This is a genomic window from Actinomyces oris (genome assembly GCF_006546825.1).
Taxonomy (GTDB): domain Bacteria; phylum Actinomycetota; class Actinomycetes; order Actinomycetales; family Actinomycetaceae; genus Actinomyces; species Actinomyces oris.
Map to the genome: position 1 here is coordinate 40,379 of NZ_VICC01000007.1, position 16,111 is coordinate 56,489.

At 70.8% G+C, this 16,111-nt stretch carries 17 protein-coding genes and 1 tRNA gene; 15 read left to right on the forward strand and 3 right to left on the reverse strand.

What is annotated here, in order from left to right:
- Positions 1-18: 18 nt before the first annotated feature.
- Entirely contained in the window at positions 19-144 is a 126-nt protein-coding gene (locus tag FK267_RS13760; protein WP_269781165.1) for a hypothetical protein, read from the reverse strand.
- Between the two features lie 90 nt (positions 145-234).
- Between FK267_RS13760 and FK267_RS10985 the strand changes: the two genes are divergently transcribed.
- The 14 genes from FK267_RS10985 (at position 235) to FK267_RS11050 (ending at position 14,230) form a co-directional block, all read left to right on the forward strand.
- Positions 235-1,101, forward strand: a complete 867-nt coding sequence (locus FK267_RS10985; protein WP_141407222.1) for a PP2C family protein-serine/threonine phosphatase — start codon at positions 235-237, stop codon at positions 1,099-1,101.
- Positions 1,098-2,534, forward strand: coding sequence for a hypothetical protein (locus tag FK267_RS10990; protein ID WP_141407223.1), 1,437 nt, complete (start codon positions 1,098-1,100; stop codon positions 2,532-2,534). Before FK267_RS10985 ends, FK267_RS10990 begins: the two co-directional genes overlap by 4 nt.
- 99 nt (positions 2,535-2,633) lie before the next feature.
- Complete coding sequence (locus FK267_RS10995) at positions 2,634-3,467, forward strand: FHA domain-containing protein (RefSeq protein WP_009405622.1); 834 nt, start codon at positions 2,634-2,636, stop codon at positions 3,465-3,467.
- Positions 3,468-3,483: 16 nt separating this feature from the next.
- Entirely contained in the window at positions 3,484-4,401 is a 918-nt protein-coding gene (locus FK267_RS11000; protein WP_075379108.1) for an LmeA family phospholipid-binding protein, read from the forward strand.
- 213 nt (positions 4,402-4,614) lie between these two features.
- Positions 4,615-5,961 carry an AAA family ATPase gene (locus FK267_RS11005; RefSeq protein WP_075379109.1) on the forward strand — a complete coding sequence of 449 codons (1,347 nt, stop codon included), beginning with the start codon at positions 4,615-4,617 and terminating at the stop codon, positions 5,959-5,961.
- A 23-nt stretch (positions 5,962-5,984) separates the two neighbouring features.
- Positions 5,985-6,986, forward strand: a complete 1,002-nt coding sequence (locus tag FK267_RS11010; protein WP_141407224.1) for a DUF58 domain-containing protein — start codon at positions 5,985-5,987, stop codon at positions 6,984-6,986.
- Between the two features lie 3 nt (positions 6,987-6,989).
- A complete protein-coding gene (locus FK267_RS11015; protein ID WP_075414026.1) occupies positions 6,990-7,511 on the forward strand; it encodes an alpha-amylase in 522 nt (173 codons plus the stop codon).
- Positions 7,505-8,617: a VWA domain-containing protein gene (locus tag FK267_RS11020; RefSeq protein WP_003787792.1), complete on the forward strand. Its 1,113-nt coding sequence runs from the start codon at positions 7,505-7,507 to the stop codon at positions 8,615-8,617. Before FK267_RS11015 ends, FK267_RS11020 begins: the two co-directional genes overlap by 7 nt.
- Positions 8,614-9,717: a VWA domain-containing protein gene (locus tag FK267_RS11025; RefSeq protein ID WP_141407225.1), complete on the forward strand. Its 1,104-nt coding sequence runs from the start codon at positions 8,614-8,616 to the stop codon at positions 9,715-9,717. The genes FK267_RS11020 and FK267_RS11025 overlap by 4 nt, the downstream gene beginning before the upstream one ends.
- Entirely contained in the window at positions 9,717-10,742 is a 1,026-nt protein-coding gene (locus tag FK267_RS11030; protein ID WP_232622444.1) for a tetratricopeptide repeat protein, read from the forward strand. The genes FK267_RS11025 and FK267_RS11030 overlap by 1 nt, the downstream gene beginning before the upstream one ends.
- Positions 10,739-11,236: an NUDIX domain-containing protein gene (locus FK267_RS11035; RefSeq protein WP_070510432.1), complete on the forward strand. Its 498-nt coding sequence runs from the start codon at positions 10,739-10,741 to the stop codon at positions 11,234-11,236. Before FK267_RS11030 ends, FK267_RS11035 begins: the two co-directional genes overlap by 4 nt.
- A 134-nt stretch (positions 11,237-11,370) precedes the next feature.
- Positions 11,371-12,063 (forward strand): TetR/AcrR family transcriptional regulator, encoded by a 693-nt coding sequence (locus tag FK267_RS11040; RefSeq protein ID WP_070510430.1) that lies wholly within the window; start codon positions 11,371-11,373, stop codon positions 12,061-12,063.
- Positions 12,064-12,117: 54 nt separating this feature from the next.
- Positions 12,118-12,825, forward strand: coding sequence for a M50 family metallopeptidase (locus tag FK267_RS11045; protein WP_141407227.1), 708 nt, complete (start codon positions 12,118-12,120; stop codon positions 12,823-12,825).
- 187 nt (positions 12,826-13,012) lie between these two features.
- Positions 13,013-14,230 carry a sugar ABC transporter substrate-binding protein gene (locus FK267_RS11050; protein ID WP_141407228.1) on the forward strand — a complete coding sequence of 406 codons (1,218 nt, stop codon included), beginning with the start codon at positions 13,013-13,015 and terminating at the stop codon, positions 14,228-14,230.
- 267 nt (positions 14,231-14,497) lie between these two features.
- On the opposite strand, the gene FK267_RS11055 is transcribed toward FK267_RS11050, so the two are convergent.
- On the reverse strand, positions 14,498-14,974 hold the full coding sequence (locus FK267_RS11055) for an OsmC family protein (protein WP_060956838.1): 477 nt from the start codon (positions 14,972-14,974) through the stop codon (positions 14,498-14,500).
- 362 nt (positions 14,975-15,336) lie between these two features.
- Positions 15,337-15,410: transfer RNA gene (locus tag FK267_RS11060), tRNA-Gly, on the reverse strand.
- A 167-nt stretch (positions 15,411-15,577) separates the two neighbouring features.
- Between FK267_RS11060 and FK267_RS13675 the strand changes: the two genes are divergently transcribed.
- Positions 15,578-16,096 carry a TM2 domain-containing protein gene (locus FK267_RS13675; protein WP_232622443.1) on the forward strand — a complete coding sequence of 173 codons (519 nt, stop codon included), beginning with the start codon at positions 15,578-15,580 and terminating at the stop codon, positions 16,094-16,096.
- The last annotated feature ends 15 nt before the right edge of the window (positions 16,097-16,111 follow it).

Consider the following 16,111-nt stretch of genomic DNA (forward strand, 5'->3'; position numbering starts at 1 on the left):
ATCCGACTGCCTGACGGGTCACGGCCGCAGCTCGTCAGTGTCCGACGACGGCGGATCGTCGCCGATGGCGGCGGTGAGGCAGGCCCGTTCGGCGGGTGCAGCGGGGCCGGCGCCGCCGGCCTCCGATCGGGTGTGGGCTCCCACATGGTGGAATCAGGGCGGTGGCGCGGTGGTTCCGGACGGGGTGCTGGGGTTTACTAGGGGAGTGCACGCGACGCAAGTGAAAGGGAGCCGATGACCGAGCACGTTCGTGCTGATGCCGATGCCATCGTGATCCGCGGTGAGGACGGCATCAGGGCCTCGGAGGTCGTTGTCGGTGCGGCCACTGACGTGGGGCGCCTGCGGACGATCAACGAGGACGGCTACCTCGCCATCGCTCCGGCCTTCGTCGTCGTCGACGGCATGGGCGGGCACGCCGCCGGCCGCATGGCCACGCAGGTGGCCCTCGACTCCCTGTACTCCCTGGCCGGGGCGACCATCACCGACATCGACACGGTGGTTCGCGCGGTGGTGGCCGCGCAGGAGGCGATCATCGCCATCCCGTCCCACGCCGCCTACCTGCCCGGTGCGACGATCGCCGGCGTCATCTTGACCTGGATCGCGGACGAGCAGGGGGTGACGCGTCCCACCTGGGTCATCTTCAACATCGGGGACGCCCGGGTCTACCTGCTGCGCGGTGACATGCTCTCCCAGGTCACCCGCGACCACTCCCGGGTCCAGATTCTCATCGAGACCGGCGAGCTCACCCCCGAGCAGGCGCGCCGCGACTCCCGCCGCAACATCGTCACCCGGGCGCTGGGCGGTGGCATCGCCGACTCCGGCGTCCCGGACCTCTACAGCGTTCCGGTGGCCGCCGGGGACCGACTCCTCATCTGCTCCGACGGACTCAGTGACGAGCTCGACGACGAGGCCATCGCCACCGTGCTGGCGGCCGGGTGCACGGCGCAGCGCACGGCCGAGCTCCTCGTGGCCGCCTCCCTGGAGGGCGGGGGGCATGACAACACCACCGCCGTCGTCGTCGACGCCCTCCAGGTGCCGGATCTTCCGCCGACGGCGCACACGTCCCGCCCCTGTGGCGCGAGCAGTCAGGGGGCGCAGTGACGATCTCCCCGGTTCCCTCCCCATCCCTGCCACGCGAGCGGATTCCGCTGCCCGAGGGGCTGACGCGCCTGTCGGACGGTGCTCTGCGGGTCGACGGCGTTGACGGGACCGCCGTCATCAACCCGGCTGCCGGCTCGCAGGCCGGTGGCGTCTCCGTGGAGACGGGCCTGCGGGTCCTGCAGGCCCTGGGCGGCACCTACCTGCCGACGGTGGGGCCGGCGGCCCCCGCGGCCCTGAGCGCGCCCTCCCCCCAGGACGCCGCGCCCTCGCGGGCCGCAGCGCTGCGGCGCTCGGACCTGCGGTCCATGGCGCTGCAGCCCAGCGGGATCGTCCCGGCCGAGCCCAGTGACGAGACCACGCTGCTCAGACCGATCACCCCGATCTCCCCGATCTCCGGCTCGCCCCAGGAGGCTGCCCCGGAGCCGGAGCCGGAGCAGGAGCAGGAGCCGCAGCCGGCGCCGGTGCCCCTGGAGGTGCCTTCTCCCGCCGCGGCCGATTCTCCTACCGAGGTCGCTTCCCCCGCCCAGGCCCCTCCCTCTGACGAGGCCCCTTCCTCCGCCGAGGCTGCGACTCCTGCCGAATCCGACAGCTCCACGGACTCGGCTCCCGAGCTGCTGGAGACGGGCGTCTGGGAGGACCCCGACGACACCATCGAGCCGCAGCAGCAGCTCTCGCAGACCACTGAGGGCGCTGCAGAGGGCCTGGAGACCGGTGATGTGAGCCCGTTCCCGGACTACCCCGAGCCGGAGCCCGGCTCGGGGCGTCGGCGCCGCGGCGCCCACCGGGCCCCCACCGCCCCCTCGGCGAGCTCGGGCGGCAGCCCGACGGCCAACACCCCCACGGCGCCGGACAACTCCAAGAGCAAGCAGCCCCAGCCCGTCCGGGAGCCCCAGCCCTTGGAGGCCCTGCCCAACACGGAAGTCGTCTCCGCCTCCGAGGCGGCGCTGATCGCGGCGCCCCCCGTGCGGGCCTCGATCTGCCCCCAGGGGCACCCCAATCCTCCCGAGCTCCGGGAGTGCCTGATCTGCGCCCAGCCCCTGACGGGAGTGTTCTCCTACGTGCGCCGGCCGGCTCTGGCCACGCTGACCCTGTCGACCGGCGCCGCCGTCGAGGTCGCCGGCGACGTCGTCATCGGGCGCGCCCCCCAGGTGCAGGCCGGGGGTGATCCGCACATCGTGGCCCTGGTCCCGGTGGCCAGCCCGCAGCACATGGTCTCGCGCTCCCACCTCATGCTCACGACCTCGGGGTGGAGCGTCCTGGCTCAGGACCTGGGCTCGTCCAACGGCACCGTCCTGGCTCGCCCCGGTGCGACGCCGGTCCTGCTGGGATCGGGAATGCCGACGCCGGTCTTCATGGGGGATCTCATGGATGTCGGTGACGGAGTGACGCTCCGTATCGATCCGCCGTCGTGGCTGAGGCTCCGTAGTGGCTGAGGTCACTGTCCGAGTGGTTGTGCTTGGCCGGTGCGGTTCCGGCATCTCAGCGAGACTGGACCCGGCCGATCATGAGCCGGGACCGTGGAAGGAGAATTCATGAGCGACCTGACGTGGACGGAGATGCCGGAGGTCGATCCTGAGCAGCCCGACGAGCTCGTCCTGGACTTCTCCGGAGAGATTCACCGGGTCGCTCCGGCCGACACCTTCGTCATCGGCCGAGGCGGAGACCTCGATATCGACGACAACCCCTACCTCCACCGCCGTTTCCTGGTCTTCGCCCACTCCGAGAACCTCTGGTGGATCGCCAACGAGGGTTCGCGGTTGTCGGCGACCCTGACCGACGGCGAGGGGCTGGTCCAGTCCCGGCTGGCCCCGGGGGCCCGTATGCCGCTGGTCTTCCCGCGGGTCATCCTCACCTTCTCCGCAGGCCCCACCACCTACGAGATCAACCTCATCACCTCCGGGGAGGACCGTTTCTCCGGGATCGACGGCGTGCGCCAGTCCTCCGGCCAGACCACCATCGGTGTGACTCCGATGACCCGCTCCCAGCTGCTGCTCGTCCTGGCGCTGTCCGAGCCGGTGCTCAAACGGGCCGGGACCGGGGCCGCCGAGATCCCCTCCTCCGCGGCGGCTGCGGCGCGCCTGGGCTGGCCGCTGACCAAGTTCAACCGCAAGCTCGACAACGTCTGCGAGAAGCTCGACCGGGTGGGGGTGCGCGGGCTGCGCGGCGGCCGGGTGGCCGGAGCCGCCTCCAACCGGCGTACCGCCCTGGTGGAGCACGCCGTGTCCACCCTCATGGTCACCGCCGAGGACCTCTACATGCTTGACGAGGAGTGGGCCGCCAACCAGGCCCCCGCCGACCAGACGGCCGAGCGCTCAGTGAGCACTGCCCCGGTGGCCCAGAGCTCGCCGTCGGCGCCGAGGCGATGACGTGACGCGAGGAGCGATGAGTCACCACAGTGACACGGACTCGCCTCGGGCGCAGGATGAGGTGACCGAGGAGGAGTTCTCTGATCGGGCCCTCCTCGATGAGGTCCTGGCGGACGATCCCGAGGAGGATGACCTCTCGCAGGAGGAGTTCTTCGAGGATGACCTCTCCCGCCATGCCGGCCGACGTCGCGCTCGACGGTGGGTGGCGGTCCTGGTGGTGCTCGTCGTCATCCTGAGTGCCGGGGCTGTCGGGGCGGAGTACCTCGTGCGCGGGCAGGTAGACTCCGCCGTGCGCTCGGCCCTGCCGGGGCTCAGTCCGGACGCCCGGATCGCCACCAGGGGAATCGTTCTGAGTCAGGTTGTCGGCGGCTCACTGGACAGTCTGAGCGTGGACTCCCCGAGCCTGACGATCACCTCCAAGGAGCAGAGCAACGCCTCGGTCACGCTCAGCGACGTCGACGTCGATCTGAGCCACATCAGCCTGCACAAGCCCTATCAGACCGACACGGTGGCGGCGTCGGGCACCGTCAGCTGGCAGCAGGTGGCCACGCTCGCCGCCGCATCGCACCCCAAGCTCAAGGGCATCACCCTTCAGGCCAAGCGCACCGGGACGAGCGCCCAGGATCCGGGAGTCATCCAGGCCTCGATGTCCGTGCTCGGTCTGAGTGGTGAGGCCGAGATCGCCCCGTCGCTGGGTGCCGACGGCAGCCTGATCCTGACCATCACCTCCACCCGGATGAGCGGGAACACCCTCGGCGTCGACGTCGGCACGGGGCAGGACAGCATGCTCAGCTATGTCGGGCTGGACTCCCCGCAGATCACGATCCCCGCGAAGTCCCTGCCGTCGGGGCTGCGTCCGACCAGCGCCATCGTCACCAGTGACGGGCTCCGGCTGAGCCTGGCCGGAAGCCGGGTGAACCTCGGCCAGCTCTGATCGCGGGGCGGGCACCCCATGACGACTCGTCTCACATTTCCTTCAAAGTGGCGCGAATCCGGTGAAAAGTGGAGGCCTGCCGGTGCTGTGGGGAGGACTTCCCCGTCGCTCGCGCCACAGGTGGCCCCGGCTCGTATAGCCTGCCAATGCGTCGCCTATCCAGGCGCGAGCACGTGGCGCGAGGAATCAAGCCAGAACTGAGCGAGGAGAACCATGAGCATGCAGCCCGAGCACCGCGCCCAACCCGGCAGTCAGCCGGGTGGCTGGGGCAGTGGCCAGCAGTACGGTCAGCCCAGCGGCCAGCCGGCGGGGCAGCCGGCGGCCCGACAGGCCGGTCAGCCCGTCGGCTCCTCCGCCGGGCAGGGGACTGCGGCCTCGGCGCAGCAGCCGCCCTCGGTCCCTCCTCAGATCGACCCGCAGACCGCCGGGGCCGGCTCCGTGCCGACCGCGTCATCCAGAATGACGGTTCCCGGCTACCCCTCCGGACCGGCGGCGCCGGCTGAGGAGAAGGTCGACACCGGCCCCCTGCCCTCCCGTGAGACGCTGCGCCGCGAGGCCCGGGCCGCCTCCAGCCGTCGAGGCGCCGGGGATGCCGACGTGGAGCGCGCCGGCGAGCTGCTCAAGTCCGTGGCCAACATCTTCTCCCAGCGCGTCGTCGGTCAGGAGCAGCTGCGCAGGGCCCTGGTGACCGCCCTCATGTCCAGTGGGCACATCCTGCTGGAGTCGGTGCCGGGCCTGGCCAAGACCACCGCCGCCCAGACGCTGGCCTCGGCGGTCTCCGGCTCCTTCCGGCGCATCCAGTGCACGCCCGACCTCATGCCCAACGACATCGTGGGCACCCAGATCCTCAACTCCTCCACCGGCGAGATGACCACCCAGCTGGGGCCGGTCCACGCCAACATCGTCCTGCTCGACGAGATCAACCGCTCCAGCGCCAAGACCCAGTCGGCCATGCTCGAGGCCATGCAGGAGCGCCAGACCTCCATCGGCGGCGTCGTCTACCCCCTGCCCCACCCCTTCATGGTCCTGGCCACCCAGAACCCCATCGAGGAGGAGGGCACCTACGTCCTGCCCGAGGCGCAGATGGACCGCTTCCTCATGAAGGAGGTACTCACCTACCCGCGGCCCTCCGAGGAGGCCGACGTCCTGGACCGCATCTCCAACGGAACCTTCGACCAGCCCGTGACTGGTCGGCCCATCTCCACCGACGACGTCGAGTGGCTGCAGCGGGCCGCCGAGCGGGTCTACGTCGATCCCGTCATCAAGCAGTACATCGTCGCCCTCATCAACACCTCCCGCGGCGGAGGACCGCGGCCCGTGCCCGGCCTGGACCGGCAGGTGCGCGTGGGGGCCTCCCCCCGTGGAGGCATCGCGCTCATGAAGGTGGCCCAGGCCGTCGCCCTCCAGGAGGGGCGCACCTACGTCATCCCCGACGACGTCCGCCTGCTGCGCCACGGGGTGCTGCGCCACCGGCTGGTGCTCACCTATGACGCCCTGGCCGACGGAGTCGCGCCCGAGGCGATCATTGACGCCATCTTCGCGGCCGTCCCCACGCCCTGAGCCCGGTGGGGACCAGCACAGCGATGAGCACGGAGGTACACGGCGCTCCCGGGGCGCCCGAGTCCGATTCCGGCGAGGGCCGGCGCGGTTCGCGGATCGAGCGTCTGCGCGCGGCTCTGAGCCTGCCGACCCTGCGCCGCGCCACGGGGCTGCTCGACGGGCGCCACAAGTCGGTGTTCGTCGGACGCGGGCAGGACTTCGACGACATGTCCTTCTACCGGCCCGGCGACGACATCTCCGACATCGACTGGAAGTCCTCGGCCCGCCTGGGGCAGCCGGTCATCAAGCGCTACCAGCGCGAGTCCATGATGCCCATGGTGCTGGCCGTGGACACGGGCCGGACCATGGCGGCGATGACCCCCTCGGGTGAGGACAAGCGCGACCTGGCCCTGGGAGTGGCGGAGGTCTTCGCCTACCTGGCCCGGATGCGGGGGGACTCGGTGGCGCTCGTGGCCGGTGACGCCGGCCGGATGATCTCGCGCCCGGCCCGTTCCGGGGCCAAGCACGTGGAGACCCTGCTGGCGCTGCTGGCCCGCACCTACGAGGACCTCGACGCTCCCGTTGAGGGGGCGCCCGGCGTCTTCGAGCTGGCCCCCGGGGCCCCTCCCTCCAGCCTGCCGCGCCTCATGGAGCGGGTGAGCACCTGGCACCGCCGCCGCAGCCTGGTCATCCTCATCACCGACACCGCCCACCCCGGCCCCGACGCCGCGACCTGGCTGCGGCGCCTGTCGATCCAGCACGAGATGATCGTCGTCCAGATCGAGGACGACGACCCACTGCGCCCGGACGGCGGCCGCGGGCGGGACATCGACCTGCCCTTCGAGATCCCCGCCTTCCTGCGCGCAGACTCCTACCTGGCCGCTCAGGCGGCCGTGGTGCGCGAGCAGTGGCGCACCAGCGTCGAGCAGGTGCTCGACGCCCGGCACCTGGAGTACGGCGTCATCTCCTCCGAGGAGACGCTCATCGACTCCATCGCCGAGCTCCTCCAGCGTGAGCGCGCCGCCGTGGCCAGAGGGAGGCGGTGACCCATGCAGATCATGCCCCCGGTCCTCATGCCGATTTGGATGGTCATCGTCATGGTCGTCGGCCTCCTGCTGGTGACCGCCTGGCTGCTGCGGACCTTCCTGGTGACCCGCCGCGACATCTCCCAGGAGGTCGGAGACATCCCCATGGCGCCCCGTGAGCGCCGCCAGTGGGGTGAGCGTCTCGATGAGATCTCCCAGCGCTGGGACGCCGGTGATCTGGACCTGCGCGAGCTGCACCTGGAGCTGGCCGCGCTGCTGCGCGGCTTCGCCGAGGCCCGCAGCGGGGAGGAGATCACCACCGCCACGGTCTCGGAGATCCTCGACATGGCCGCGACCGCCGGGCCGAGCTCGGTGGAGGAGCGCCGGCGCAGTGTGCGCGCGGCGGGCCGTCCCCTGGACATCAACCCGCTGGGGCACGTCGGAGAGCTGCTGGCCGTGTGGGAGCAGCCCTCCTTCGACCGTGAGCCGCAGGCCGCCGCGCAGGAGGCCCTTACCCACGCCAGGGAGGTGGTCACCCGATGGTGATGCTCTGGTTGTTCATTGTTCTTGTCGTCATCGCCGCCGCGGCGATCATCGCGGTGTTCATCATCGACCGCCGCTCCGGCCTGGGCCCCTCCACCGGGGCGCCCAAGCGCTCCGGGCTGTCCTGGAGCCGGCGGGGGAGCGAGCAGGTCGTCGAGCTGCCCCGCCGTCTGGCCAACTCGGCGAGCCTGTTCCAGCTGCCGGCGGTGCGCAAGCGCATCCGGGCTCAGCGCTGGCTGCACGCGCTCCTGGCGGTCCTGCTGGTCTCGGGCCTGGTGAGCGCCGCCGCCATCGCCGGTCGGCCCGTGCGCGTCACCGAGCGCTCCGACGCCCTGGCCAACCGAGACATCGTCCTATGCCTGGACGTGTCGACGTCAATGGTCAGGATCGACTCCTCGGTCCTGACGACCTTCTCCGAGATCCTGGAGGATTTCGACGGCGAGCGGGTGGGGATCGTGGCCTGGAACTCGGCCGCGCAGACCATCGTGCCGCTCACGGACGACTACGAGTTGCTGCGTGACCAGCTCAGCGAGCTGGGCGACGTGCTGGACATCGACCCGGAGAACGTCACCTACAAGCAGCAGCTCGCCTACCAGGAGGCCTTTGGCGGCACGGTGAACTCCAGCATCAACGGCTCCTCCCTGGCCGGCGACGGGCTCGCCTCGTGCGCCCAGGCCTTCGACAACCAGGGCCTGGAGCGCTCCCGCTCCATCATCCTGGCCACCGACAACCAGGTCATCGACCCCGACAACGAGCAGATCTATCCCCTGCCCGACGCCGCCAAGCTCCTGGCCGAGCGCAAGATCCGCCTGTTCTCCATCTACGGCGCCGACGAGGACCAGCCCTACCAGGACCTGCTCGACAAGACTCCCGAGGAGTCCCGCGAGGAGCTCAAGACCGTCACCGAGGAGCAGGGCAAGGGGCGCTTCTACGACGTCGAGGACTCCGGCACCGGGGGCCAGATCGTCAAGGAGCTGGAGAAGACCGAGGTCTCCGCGCTCGGGGGGCGCAAGCAGACCCGTCGCACCGACGTCCCCCAGCGGCTCGTCATCACGCTCTCACTGGTGCTTCTGGGCTACCTGGGACTGACTACCTGGAGGCGAGCATGAAGCCGGTTCCGATCATCGGGGACTTCGCGTTCATCCCAGTCACCTGGTGGATCCTCGTCCTCCTCGTTGCGGCCGCCCTGACGGGGCTGCTCATCGTGGCCCGACGCCGCCTGGTCCGTGACGATGCCGAGCCGGCCGCCCGCCGGGCCTGGTGGAGGCGCCTGGCCATCGTCGTCGTCATCGTGCTGGCGCTGGCGGGGCCGGCGATCCGCGGCAGCGAGGCCATCAGCGTCTCCAACGTGGAGATCTACATGGTGGTGGACCGCACCGGATCCATGGCCGCGGAGGACTACCAGGGCAAGGGGCCCGACGGCGTCGACCAGTCGGCCTCCACCAGGCTCGACGGCGTGCGCGCCGACATGCGGGCCATCCGCGAGGCCTTCCCGGACTCGCGCTTCTCCATCATCGCCCTGGACAACACGGCGGCCAGGGAGCTGCCGCTGACTCACGACACCAACGCCGTCGACGCCTGGATCGGCTCCTTCAAGCAGGAGGTCTCAAGCCACGCCACCGGCTCCTCGCTGGAGGTGGCGCTTCCGGTACTGGGGCAGACGCTGGCGCAGGCCCGCCAGTCCGAGCCCAAGGACATCCGCCTCGTCTACATCTTCTCCGACGGCGAGGCCACCGACAACGGCCGCGGCGCTCAGACGGCCGACAACGCCGGCATCTCCTGGCAGTCCCTGGCCGGTCTCGTCGACGGGGGAGCAGTGCTGGGCTACGGCTCGACCGAGGGTGGCAAGATGCGCAGCTACGACGGCTCGCCGTCCACCGGCGAGCACACCCAGTCCGACTACATCACCGACGGCCAGGGCGGGCAGCCCGGGGTGTCGAAGATCGACGCCGACGAGCTCCAGAAGGTGGCCAAGGACCTGGGGCTGCCCTACTTCCACCGCACCGGCGGCTCGGGGGATGACCCGACGAGCAAGTTCACCAACCTCGACATCGAGGCCGTCACCTCCGACGGGCGGGCCAAGACCAACGCCCGGGTGTACCTGACCTGGCCGCTGGGACTCATCGCCTTCGGTCTGCTGCTGTGGGAGATCCTCGACCTCATGCGAGCCGACCGTCGCCTGCGTCTTCTCATGGGAAGGGGACGATGATGACGACAGGACACATTCCCGGCGAGGTCCCCGGGCAGGGTGGCGGCGAGACACAGCCCGGTGCTGCCGACGGTGCACAGAATGCCCCGGGTGCGCCAGAGGCAGCCGGTGCCCCCTCGGAGCAGGAGGTCGACTACCTGCAGAATGCGGACCCGAAGGACGATGCCTCCTCCCCGGCCCCCGAGGACCCCAGGCGGCGCGAGGCCCGCCTCAAGCGTCGTCGTCGGCTCCTGACGATCGGTGGGGTGCCCGCGGCTCTGGTCACCATCATCTCCCTGTGGCTCGGCTCGATCTTCCTCATCTCTCTGGCCGGAAACCGTGCCGCGGCAGCCGGCCACTACGACACGGCCCTGTCGCGCTACCGCACGGTCGCCAGGATCAATCCGTGGCTGGAGCAGTGGCGCGTCCACTTCAACCTGGGTACCGGTCAGCTCGCCGCGAAGGACCCGACCTCCGCGGTGACGACCCTCAAACAGGCTCTCAGGGAGGCGCCCAAGGCCAAGGTCGACCCGGAGACCAAGGTGAAGGAGGCCGGCTCCCCGGAGTGCATGGTGCGCACCAACCTGTACGTCGCCCACCTCACCCTGGCGACCCAGGCCCAGGAGAGCGGAAGCCTCGCGGCGGTGATTGAGCACACTGAGGCGGCTATGAAGGCGGCCGATACCTGCGAGGTGCCGCCCCCGCCCGAGCAGAATCCCCCCCCGAGCCCGAATCCCTCGACCACGCCCAGCAGTGCCCCGAGCTCGACCCCCTCCTCGCAGCCCAGCAGCGACCCGAGCTCGACCCCCTCGGCCACGCCCAGCAGTGACCCGAGCTCGAGCGCCTCCTCCCAGCCGAGCAGCGATCCGAGCTCGAGCCCGTCGTCGTCGAGCTCGCCGGGCGAGACCTCCTCCAGCACCCCGAGCGCCAAGCCGACCCCGACCCCGGTCGATGACCGGGCCAAGCGACTGCGGGACCGCAACAACGGCAGCCCGGGAACCTCCGAGGAGTCCGGTGGCAGCGAAGGAGGGGGAAAGCCCTGGTGAGTGACTCGGATACGGGGCGGGCCTCCCGCCTCGTCGTGGCGGCCGCGGTCCTGGACGACCTGGAGCATCCGACCACCCTGCTGTGCGCGGCCCGCTCCTACCCGCCTGAGCACGCCGGTCAGTTCGAGCTGCCCGGGGGCAAGGTCGAACCCGCCGAGAGGCCCGAGCAGGCCCTGGCCCGCGAGCTGGACGAGGAGATCGGTCTGGGTGTCCGCCTGGGGCCCGAGCTCGTCGTCCCCCGACAGCTGGCGGTTGCGGCGCCACCGAACAGCAGTCCCGGCGACGACGCCCCGGCCTGGCCGGCCATGCACGGCTTCAGGATGCGGGTGTGGCTGGCCGAGCCCGCCCGCCCCGAGGAGCGGGGCAGGGCCGGAGACGACCACCAACGCCTGGAGTGGGTGCGCCTGGATCCGCCCGACCAGCTGCGCCGGCTGCCGTGGCTGGAGGCGGACCTGCCGATCATCGACGCGCTCGTGGACGCCCTGGGGCGCTGATGGACACCGGGGCGCAGGCGGGCGGCCCTCCCCGGGGCCGCGGGCCCGAGGACACCGGCCGCCCCACGGCGCCGGCCCGTCCCAGTTTCTGACACTTCTATCGTCCGCGTCATCTCGTAAGTTAGGGTTACCTCATGCCGAAGATTCTGGGTTCCTCACTGGCCGAGCATCGAGAGCGCACGCGCACCGCCCTGTTCCAGGCGCTGTCCGAGCTCATGAGCCAGCGCAGCTTCGACAAGATCACCCTGTCCGACGTCGCCAACCACGCGGGCGTGGGGCGCACGGCCGTCTACAACCACTTCGCGGACAAGGAGGACCTCCTCCTGGCCTTCATGGAGCACGAGGCCGGCCGCTACGCCGAGGAGCTCTCCCGGGCGCTGGCCGGCACCCAGGACCCGATCGACCGCCTGCGCATCTACGTGCGCCAGCAGGCCCTCATCGCCCGACACTTCCACTTCCCGACCTCGGGGCCCCTGTCCGGGGCGGTCTCGCGCGGGACCGCCGGCCGCCTCAAGGCCCACGGGGCGCTCGTGGCCCAGATGCTCTCCTCGATCCTCACCGACGCCATGGACCAGGGGCTCATCCCTGCCCAGGAGCCAGAGCAGGTCATCCCCCTCATCCACGCCACCGTCATGGGTGGGCGCCCGACCCCCACGGATCCGGAGCAACGGCGGGCCTACCTGGAGAGCCTGGACGCCTTCGTGCTGCGGGCGGTGGGGGCCCGCCAGCCCGCCCACGCGGTGCCGACCATTGCCCAGCCCCGCGCCACCGAGCCCCTGGAGGGTGCCCAGGCCCCCGGTTCGCTTCGTCACAGCGCGGTCGGCTGACAGCGTGAGCCACGGCCTGCCGTGCACGCGGGCGGGCCTGGCAGACTTCCGCTCGTGAACTTGAGCTGGACTGACACCTGGAACGACCTGCTGACCCGAGCCTCGAGCGTCGTCGGCCTGGATCCCGGCGTGCTGTGGCCGGCGCTGGCGATCCTCCTCATCGTCCTGGTCTGGGCCCCGGCCCGCCGCTGGGGACGCACCCTGGTGACGATCGTCCACGAGGCCGGGCACGCCGCCGTCGGCCTCATGGTGGGACGGCGCTTCCTCGGATTCGTGGTGAGCCGGGACCTGTCCGGGCACGCCGTCACCGCCGGTAAGCCCACCGGCCCCGGCCGGGTGGCCACCTCCTGGGCCGGCTACCCCGCCCCCGCCGTTCTGGGTGCCGTCGTCGTGCTCCTAGCCCTCAAGGGCTGGGCGAGCGCGGTCCTGCTACTGGGACTGGTCCTCCTGGCGGTCCTGCTGGTCATGTCCCGCTCCGTGCGCACCGTCCTGCTGGTCCTGCTCGTGGCCGCTTTGACCGGGGCCCTGTGGTGGTGGGGCGGGCAGTGGCGCGACGGCGTCGTCGCCGGGACCGGGCTGGCCCTGCTGGTGGGGGCCTGGGACTCCCTGCGCGACGTCGCCGCCTCGCGCGATCCGAGTCAGGACCACCGCACCCTGGCCCACCTGACCCGGGTGCCCGCCGGGGTGTGGCTGACCAGCTGGTTCCTCGTGGACGCGGTGGCCACCGGCGTCGTCGTGCTGGCCCTGCGCGATCTCCTGTGAGGTGAGGGCGGAGGCTCGAGTCCGAGCTCGCCGCGCACATGGCCTACGCTTCCTCCTGGCGACGCGGGGCCCGCAGTGCCCTCCCGCCGTCCCCGCCCGACGTCGCACATCGCGAGCCCACAGGCGCCGTCGCGGCCCCAGGCTCATCCCGCTCCCGGGTACTCCGGGATTCCCTCAAGGAGATCACATGATGCTCACCCGCAGGACGTTCGCCCTGACCTCTCTGGGGCTGGCCGCCGCGGCCACCCTCGCCGCCTGCTCGTCGAAGTCGAAGGACGAGGCCACCGAGGAGGGCAAGATGGCGCTCATCGTCCCCGACGCGGGCGAGGCCGCCGCGGAGGCGCTGTCCAAGGCGGTGGAGGCATTCACCAAGGAGACCAAGGTGGAGGTGGACATCAAGCCCGTGTCCGACGTCTCCCAGGAGCTGGCCCGCGGGATCACGGCCGAGCCGAGCATCGACGTCGTCGTCCTCGACCCGGCCCAGCTGTCCAGCTACGCCGGTGCCCTGCACTCCTGGGACAAGGGGGCGGCCGCCGTCAAGGACGCGCACCCCGCGCTGCTGACCAGTGCCACCCGGCAGGAGAAGATCGCCGCGGCGCCCCGGGACGTCTCCACGCTCGCCCTGTACGTCAACACCTCGCTGTGGTCGGCCGCGGGCTTGAGCGAGTCGGACTACCCGACCACCTGGGAGCAGCTCGACCAGGTGGCCGCCAAACTCACCTCCGGCGGGGTCGTCGGCCTGACCCTCGATGCCTCCTACGCGCGCGTGGGCGCCTTCCTCGTCCAGGGCGGTGGGGGACTAACCAGCGCCGACGGTACGAAGGCCATAGCCTCCTCGGAGGGCTCGGTGGCGGGCCTGACCCAGGTCAAGACGCTCCTGTCCTCCGGGTCGGCCGGCTGGGGCGCCGACCTGCCCGCCGGATCCGCCGCCGACGCCTTCGGCCAGGGGCAGGCCGCCATGGTGATCGAGACCGAGGCCCTGACCAAGACCCTGGCGGACACCTACTCGGGCATCTCCTACAAGGTGGTCGAGCTGCCGGCCGGCAGCGGCGGCAAGGGGACCCTGCAGTTCCCCACCTTCTACGGAGTCGTGGAGGCCTCCAAGCACAAGGCCGACGCCATCAAGCTCGTGGAGTACCTCACCGCCGCAGAGCGGCAGGTGGCCCTGGCCGGTGCGGCGGGCACGGTCCCCGCCGGCAAGTCCGCCGGCGAGACCTGGAAGGGCAAGCACGCCGACCAGGCGGCCTTCCTGGCCGGCGTCGAGTACTCCCAGCCCATGCCCTCCGCCTCCGGCACCTCGGACGTCATCGCCACCTTCGACAACGAGCTGCCCGGGCTGGCCGGAGGCGACCCGGCGAGCATCCTGGGCAGCGCCCAGGTGAACCTGCAGGCCGTCCTGTCCTGACCCTGGCCGGCAGGGCTGGCTGGCGCCGCAGGGGCCACTCCACGCGGCCGGGGACTTTCTCTTCCGGTCGGGGACGTTCCACGCGTGCGGGGACAGGAATCCTGTCCCCGACGGCGTCGACTGTCCCCGTTCGGAAGGACACGCACCCTGCCGTACAGAAATGTCCCCGGCCGTGCAGCCCTGTCCCGACGGCGCCGCCCGCCGGCCTCGGCCGACGCTGCCCCGAAAGGTTCAGTTGAAGAACAGGGAGGCGAAAGGCCTCGTCTCCTAGTGCTCGGTCGTGATGATGACTTCGTGGTGAACCGGGAAGCTCACCGATCGAGCAATGAAGCAGTACTCGGCGGCGCGGTCGTGGAGCGTGGCGGCACTCTCAGGATCATTGCCGGGAGCGATGGTCACTGCGGGACGAAGGGTGACTGACGTGAACTCCCCGGTACCGCCCGGGTGCTCGGCCATGATGCCGGTAGGGGTATCCGAGTAGCCGGTGACGGTGACGCCCGCGTCTGCCGCGAAGTGGAGGTACCACAGCATGTGGCACTGTGAGAGCGAGGCGAGCAGGAGCTGTTCCGGGTTCCACTTGCGAGCGTCCCCTCGGAATGCTGGATCCGCCGATCCACGGATCACCGGCAGGTCGGCGGTGGTTCCCCGGACATCGTGATCGCGCGAGTAGTCGCGGTATCCGGATGTGCCCGTACCCAGGTTGCCCGTCCACTCCACGCGCACCGAATACTCATGATCTGGCATGCAGAAATTCTAAGGATGAGCCGGTTTGACGTCTACGGAGTGGCGAGCTCGGTGGGGGAGGACGGTGTCAAGGGGTGGTGTCCTCCGGTGGGGCCACTCCACGCGGCCGGGGACTTTCTCTACCGGGCGGGGACATGTTGCGCGTGCGGGGACGGGAATCCTGTCCCCGACGGCGTCGACTGTCCCCGGCCGGAAGGACACGCACCCGGCCGCACAGAAATGTCCCCGGCCGTGTAGCCCTGTCCCGACGGCGTCGAATGCCCCCGGCCCCACAGGCTGCCACCCCGAGGCCGCCTCCGCGCGCGCCAACCAGGGCCGCGCAACAACGAGGGCCCGAACCGTGATGGTCCGGGCCCTCGGGCTGGAGCGGGTGACGGGAATCGAACCCGCGCTGTCAGCTTGGGAAGCTGAAGTTCTACCATTGAACTACACCCGCGTGGCACCAGTGGACGTGCGTCCCAGGTGCGTGCGGAAGTCTAACCCAGACTCCGGCCGTCTACGCAAATCGGCCTGCGCAGGGGCCTCGCGAACCGCGTCGGCGACGCCTTCACCCACTACACTCGCCAGCGGATTCCCTGACGTCTTCATAGGTGTGATGAGCGCATGACCGATCCCTCCAACCCTCACGAGCCCACTGATCCGACTGGGCTCACTGCGAGTCCTTGGCCGGACGTGCCGGCGCTGCCCGCGGGGCCCGCCCCCACGGACTACCCGTCAGGTGGGTACCCGCCCTACGGCGGTCCCTACGCTCCCGGAGCCCAGCCGGGGTATGACCCGCAAGGCGCTTACGGGCCCCAGCCCGGATACAACGCGCCCCCTGGCTACAGTGCTCCTCCCGGCTACGGCCCCGTTCCCGCTTACGGTCCTCCCGGCTATCCGAGCAAGTCCAAGGTGGCCGCAGGCATCCTGGCGCTGTTCCTCGGCACTCTCGGGATCCACAACTTCTACCTGGGCTACACGGGCAAGGCGCTCTTCCAGCTCCTGGGCACGCTCTTGAGCTGCGGGTTCTTGGTTCCTCTGATCGCTATCTGGGCCTTCATCGAGGGCATCCTCATCCTGGTGGCCCGCCCCGGCGAGGCGCCGTGGGGCGTTGACGCCTCCGGTATGCCGCTGAGCGGCTGAGGGGCAGGGCAGTCC

What these genes read in the sequence shown, in the direction of transcription:
- FK267_RS10985 (WP_141407222.1), top strand. Translation starts at nt 235, where the DNA reads ATGACCGAGCACGTTCGTGCTGATGCCGATGCCATCGTGATCCGCGGT.
- FK267_RS10995 (WP_009405622.1), top strand. Translation starts at nt 2,634, where the DNA reads ATGAGCGACCTGACGTGGACGGAGATGCCGGAGGTCGATCCTGAGCAG.
- FK267_RS11000 (WP_075379108.1), top strand. Translation starts at nt 3,484, where the DNA reads ATGAGTCACCACAGTGACACGGACTCGCCTCGGGCGCAGGATGAGGTG.
- FK267_RS11005 (WP_075379109.1), top strand. Translation starts at nt 4,615, where the DNA reads ATGAGCATGCAGCCCGAGCACCGCGCCCAACCCGGCAGTCAGCCGGGT.
- FK267_RS11010 (WP_141407224.1), top strand. Translation starts at nt 5,985, where the DNA reads ATGAGCACGGAGGTACACGGCGCTCCCGGGGCGCCCGAGTCCGATTCC.
- FK267_RS11015 (WP_075414026.1), top strand. Translation starts at nt 6,990, where the DNA reads ATGCAGATCATGCCCCCGGTCCTCATGCCGATTTGGATGGTCATCGTC.
- FK267_RS11020 (WP_003787792.1), top strand. Translation starts at nt 7,505, where the DNA reads ATGGTGATGCTCTGGTTGTTCATTGTTCTTGTCGTCATCGCCGCCGCG.
- FK267_RS11025 (WP_141407225.1), top strand. Translation starts at nt 8,614, where the DNA reads ATGAAGCCGGTTCCGATCATCGGGGACTTCGCGTTCATCCCAGTCACC.
- FK267_RS11030 (WP_232622444.1), top strand. Translation starts at nt 9,717, where the DNA reads ATGACGACAGGACACATTCCCGGCGAGGTCCCCGGGCAGGGTGGCGGC.
- FK267_RS11040 (WP_070510430.1), top strand. Translation starts at nt 11,371, where the DNA reads ATGCCGAAGATTCTGGGTTCCTCACTGGCCGAGCATCGAGAGCGCACG.
- FK267_RS11050 (WP_141407228.1), top strand. Translation starts at nt 13,013, where the DNA reads ATGATGCTCACCCGCAGGACGTTCGCCCTGACCTCTCTGGGGCTGGCC.
- FK267_RS11055 (WP_060956838.1), bottom strand. Translation starts at nt 14,974, where the DNA reads ATGCCAGATCATGAGTATTCGGTGCGCGTGGAGTGGACGGGCAACCTG.
- FK267_RS13675 (WP_232622443.1), top strand. Translation starts at nt 15,578, where the DNA reads ATGACCGATCCCTCCAACCCTCACGAGCCCACTGATCCGACTGGGCTC.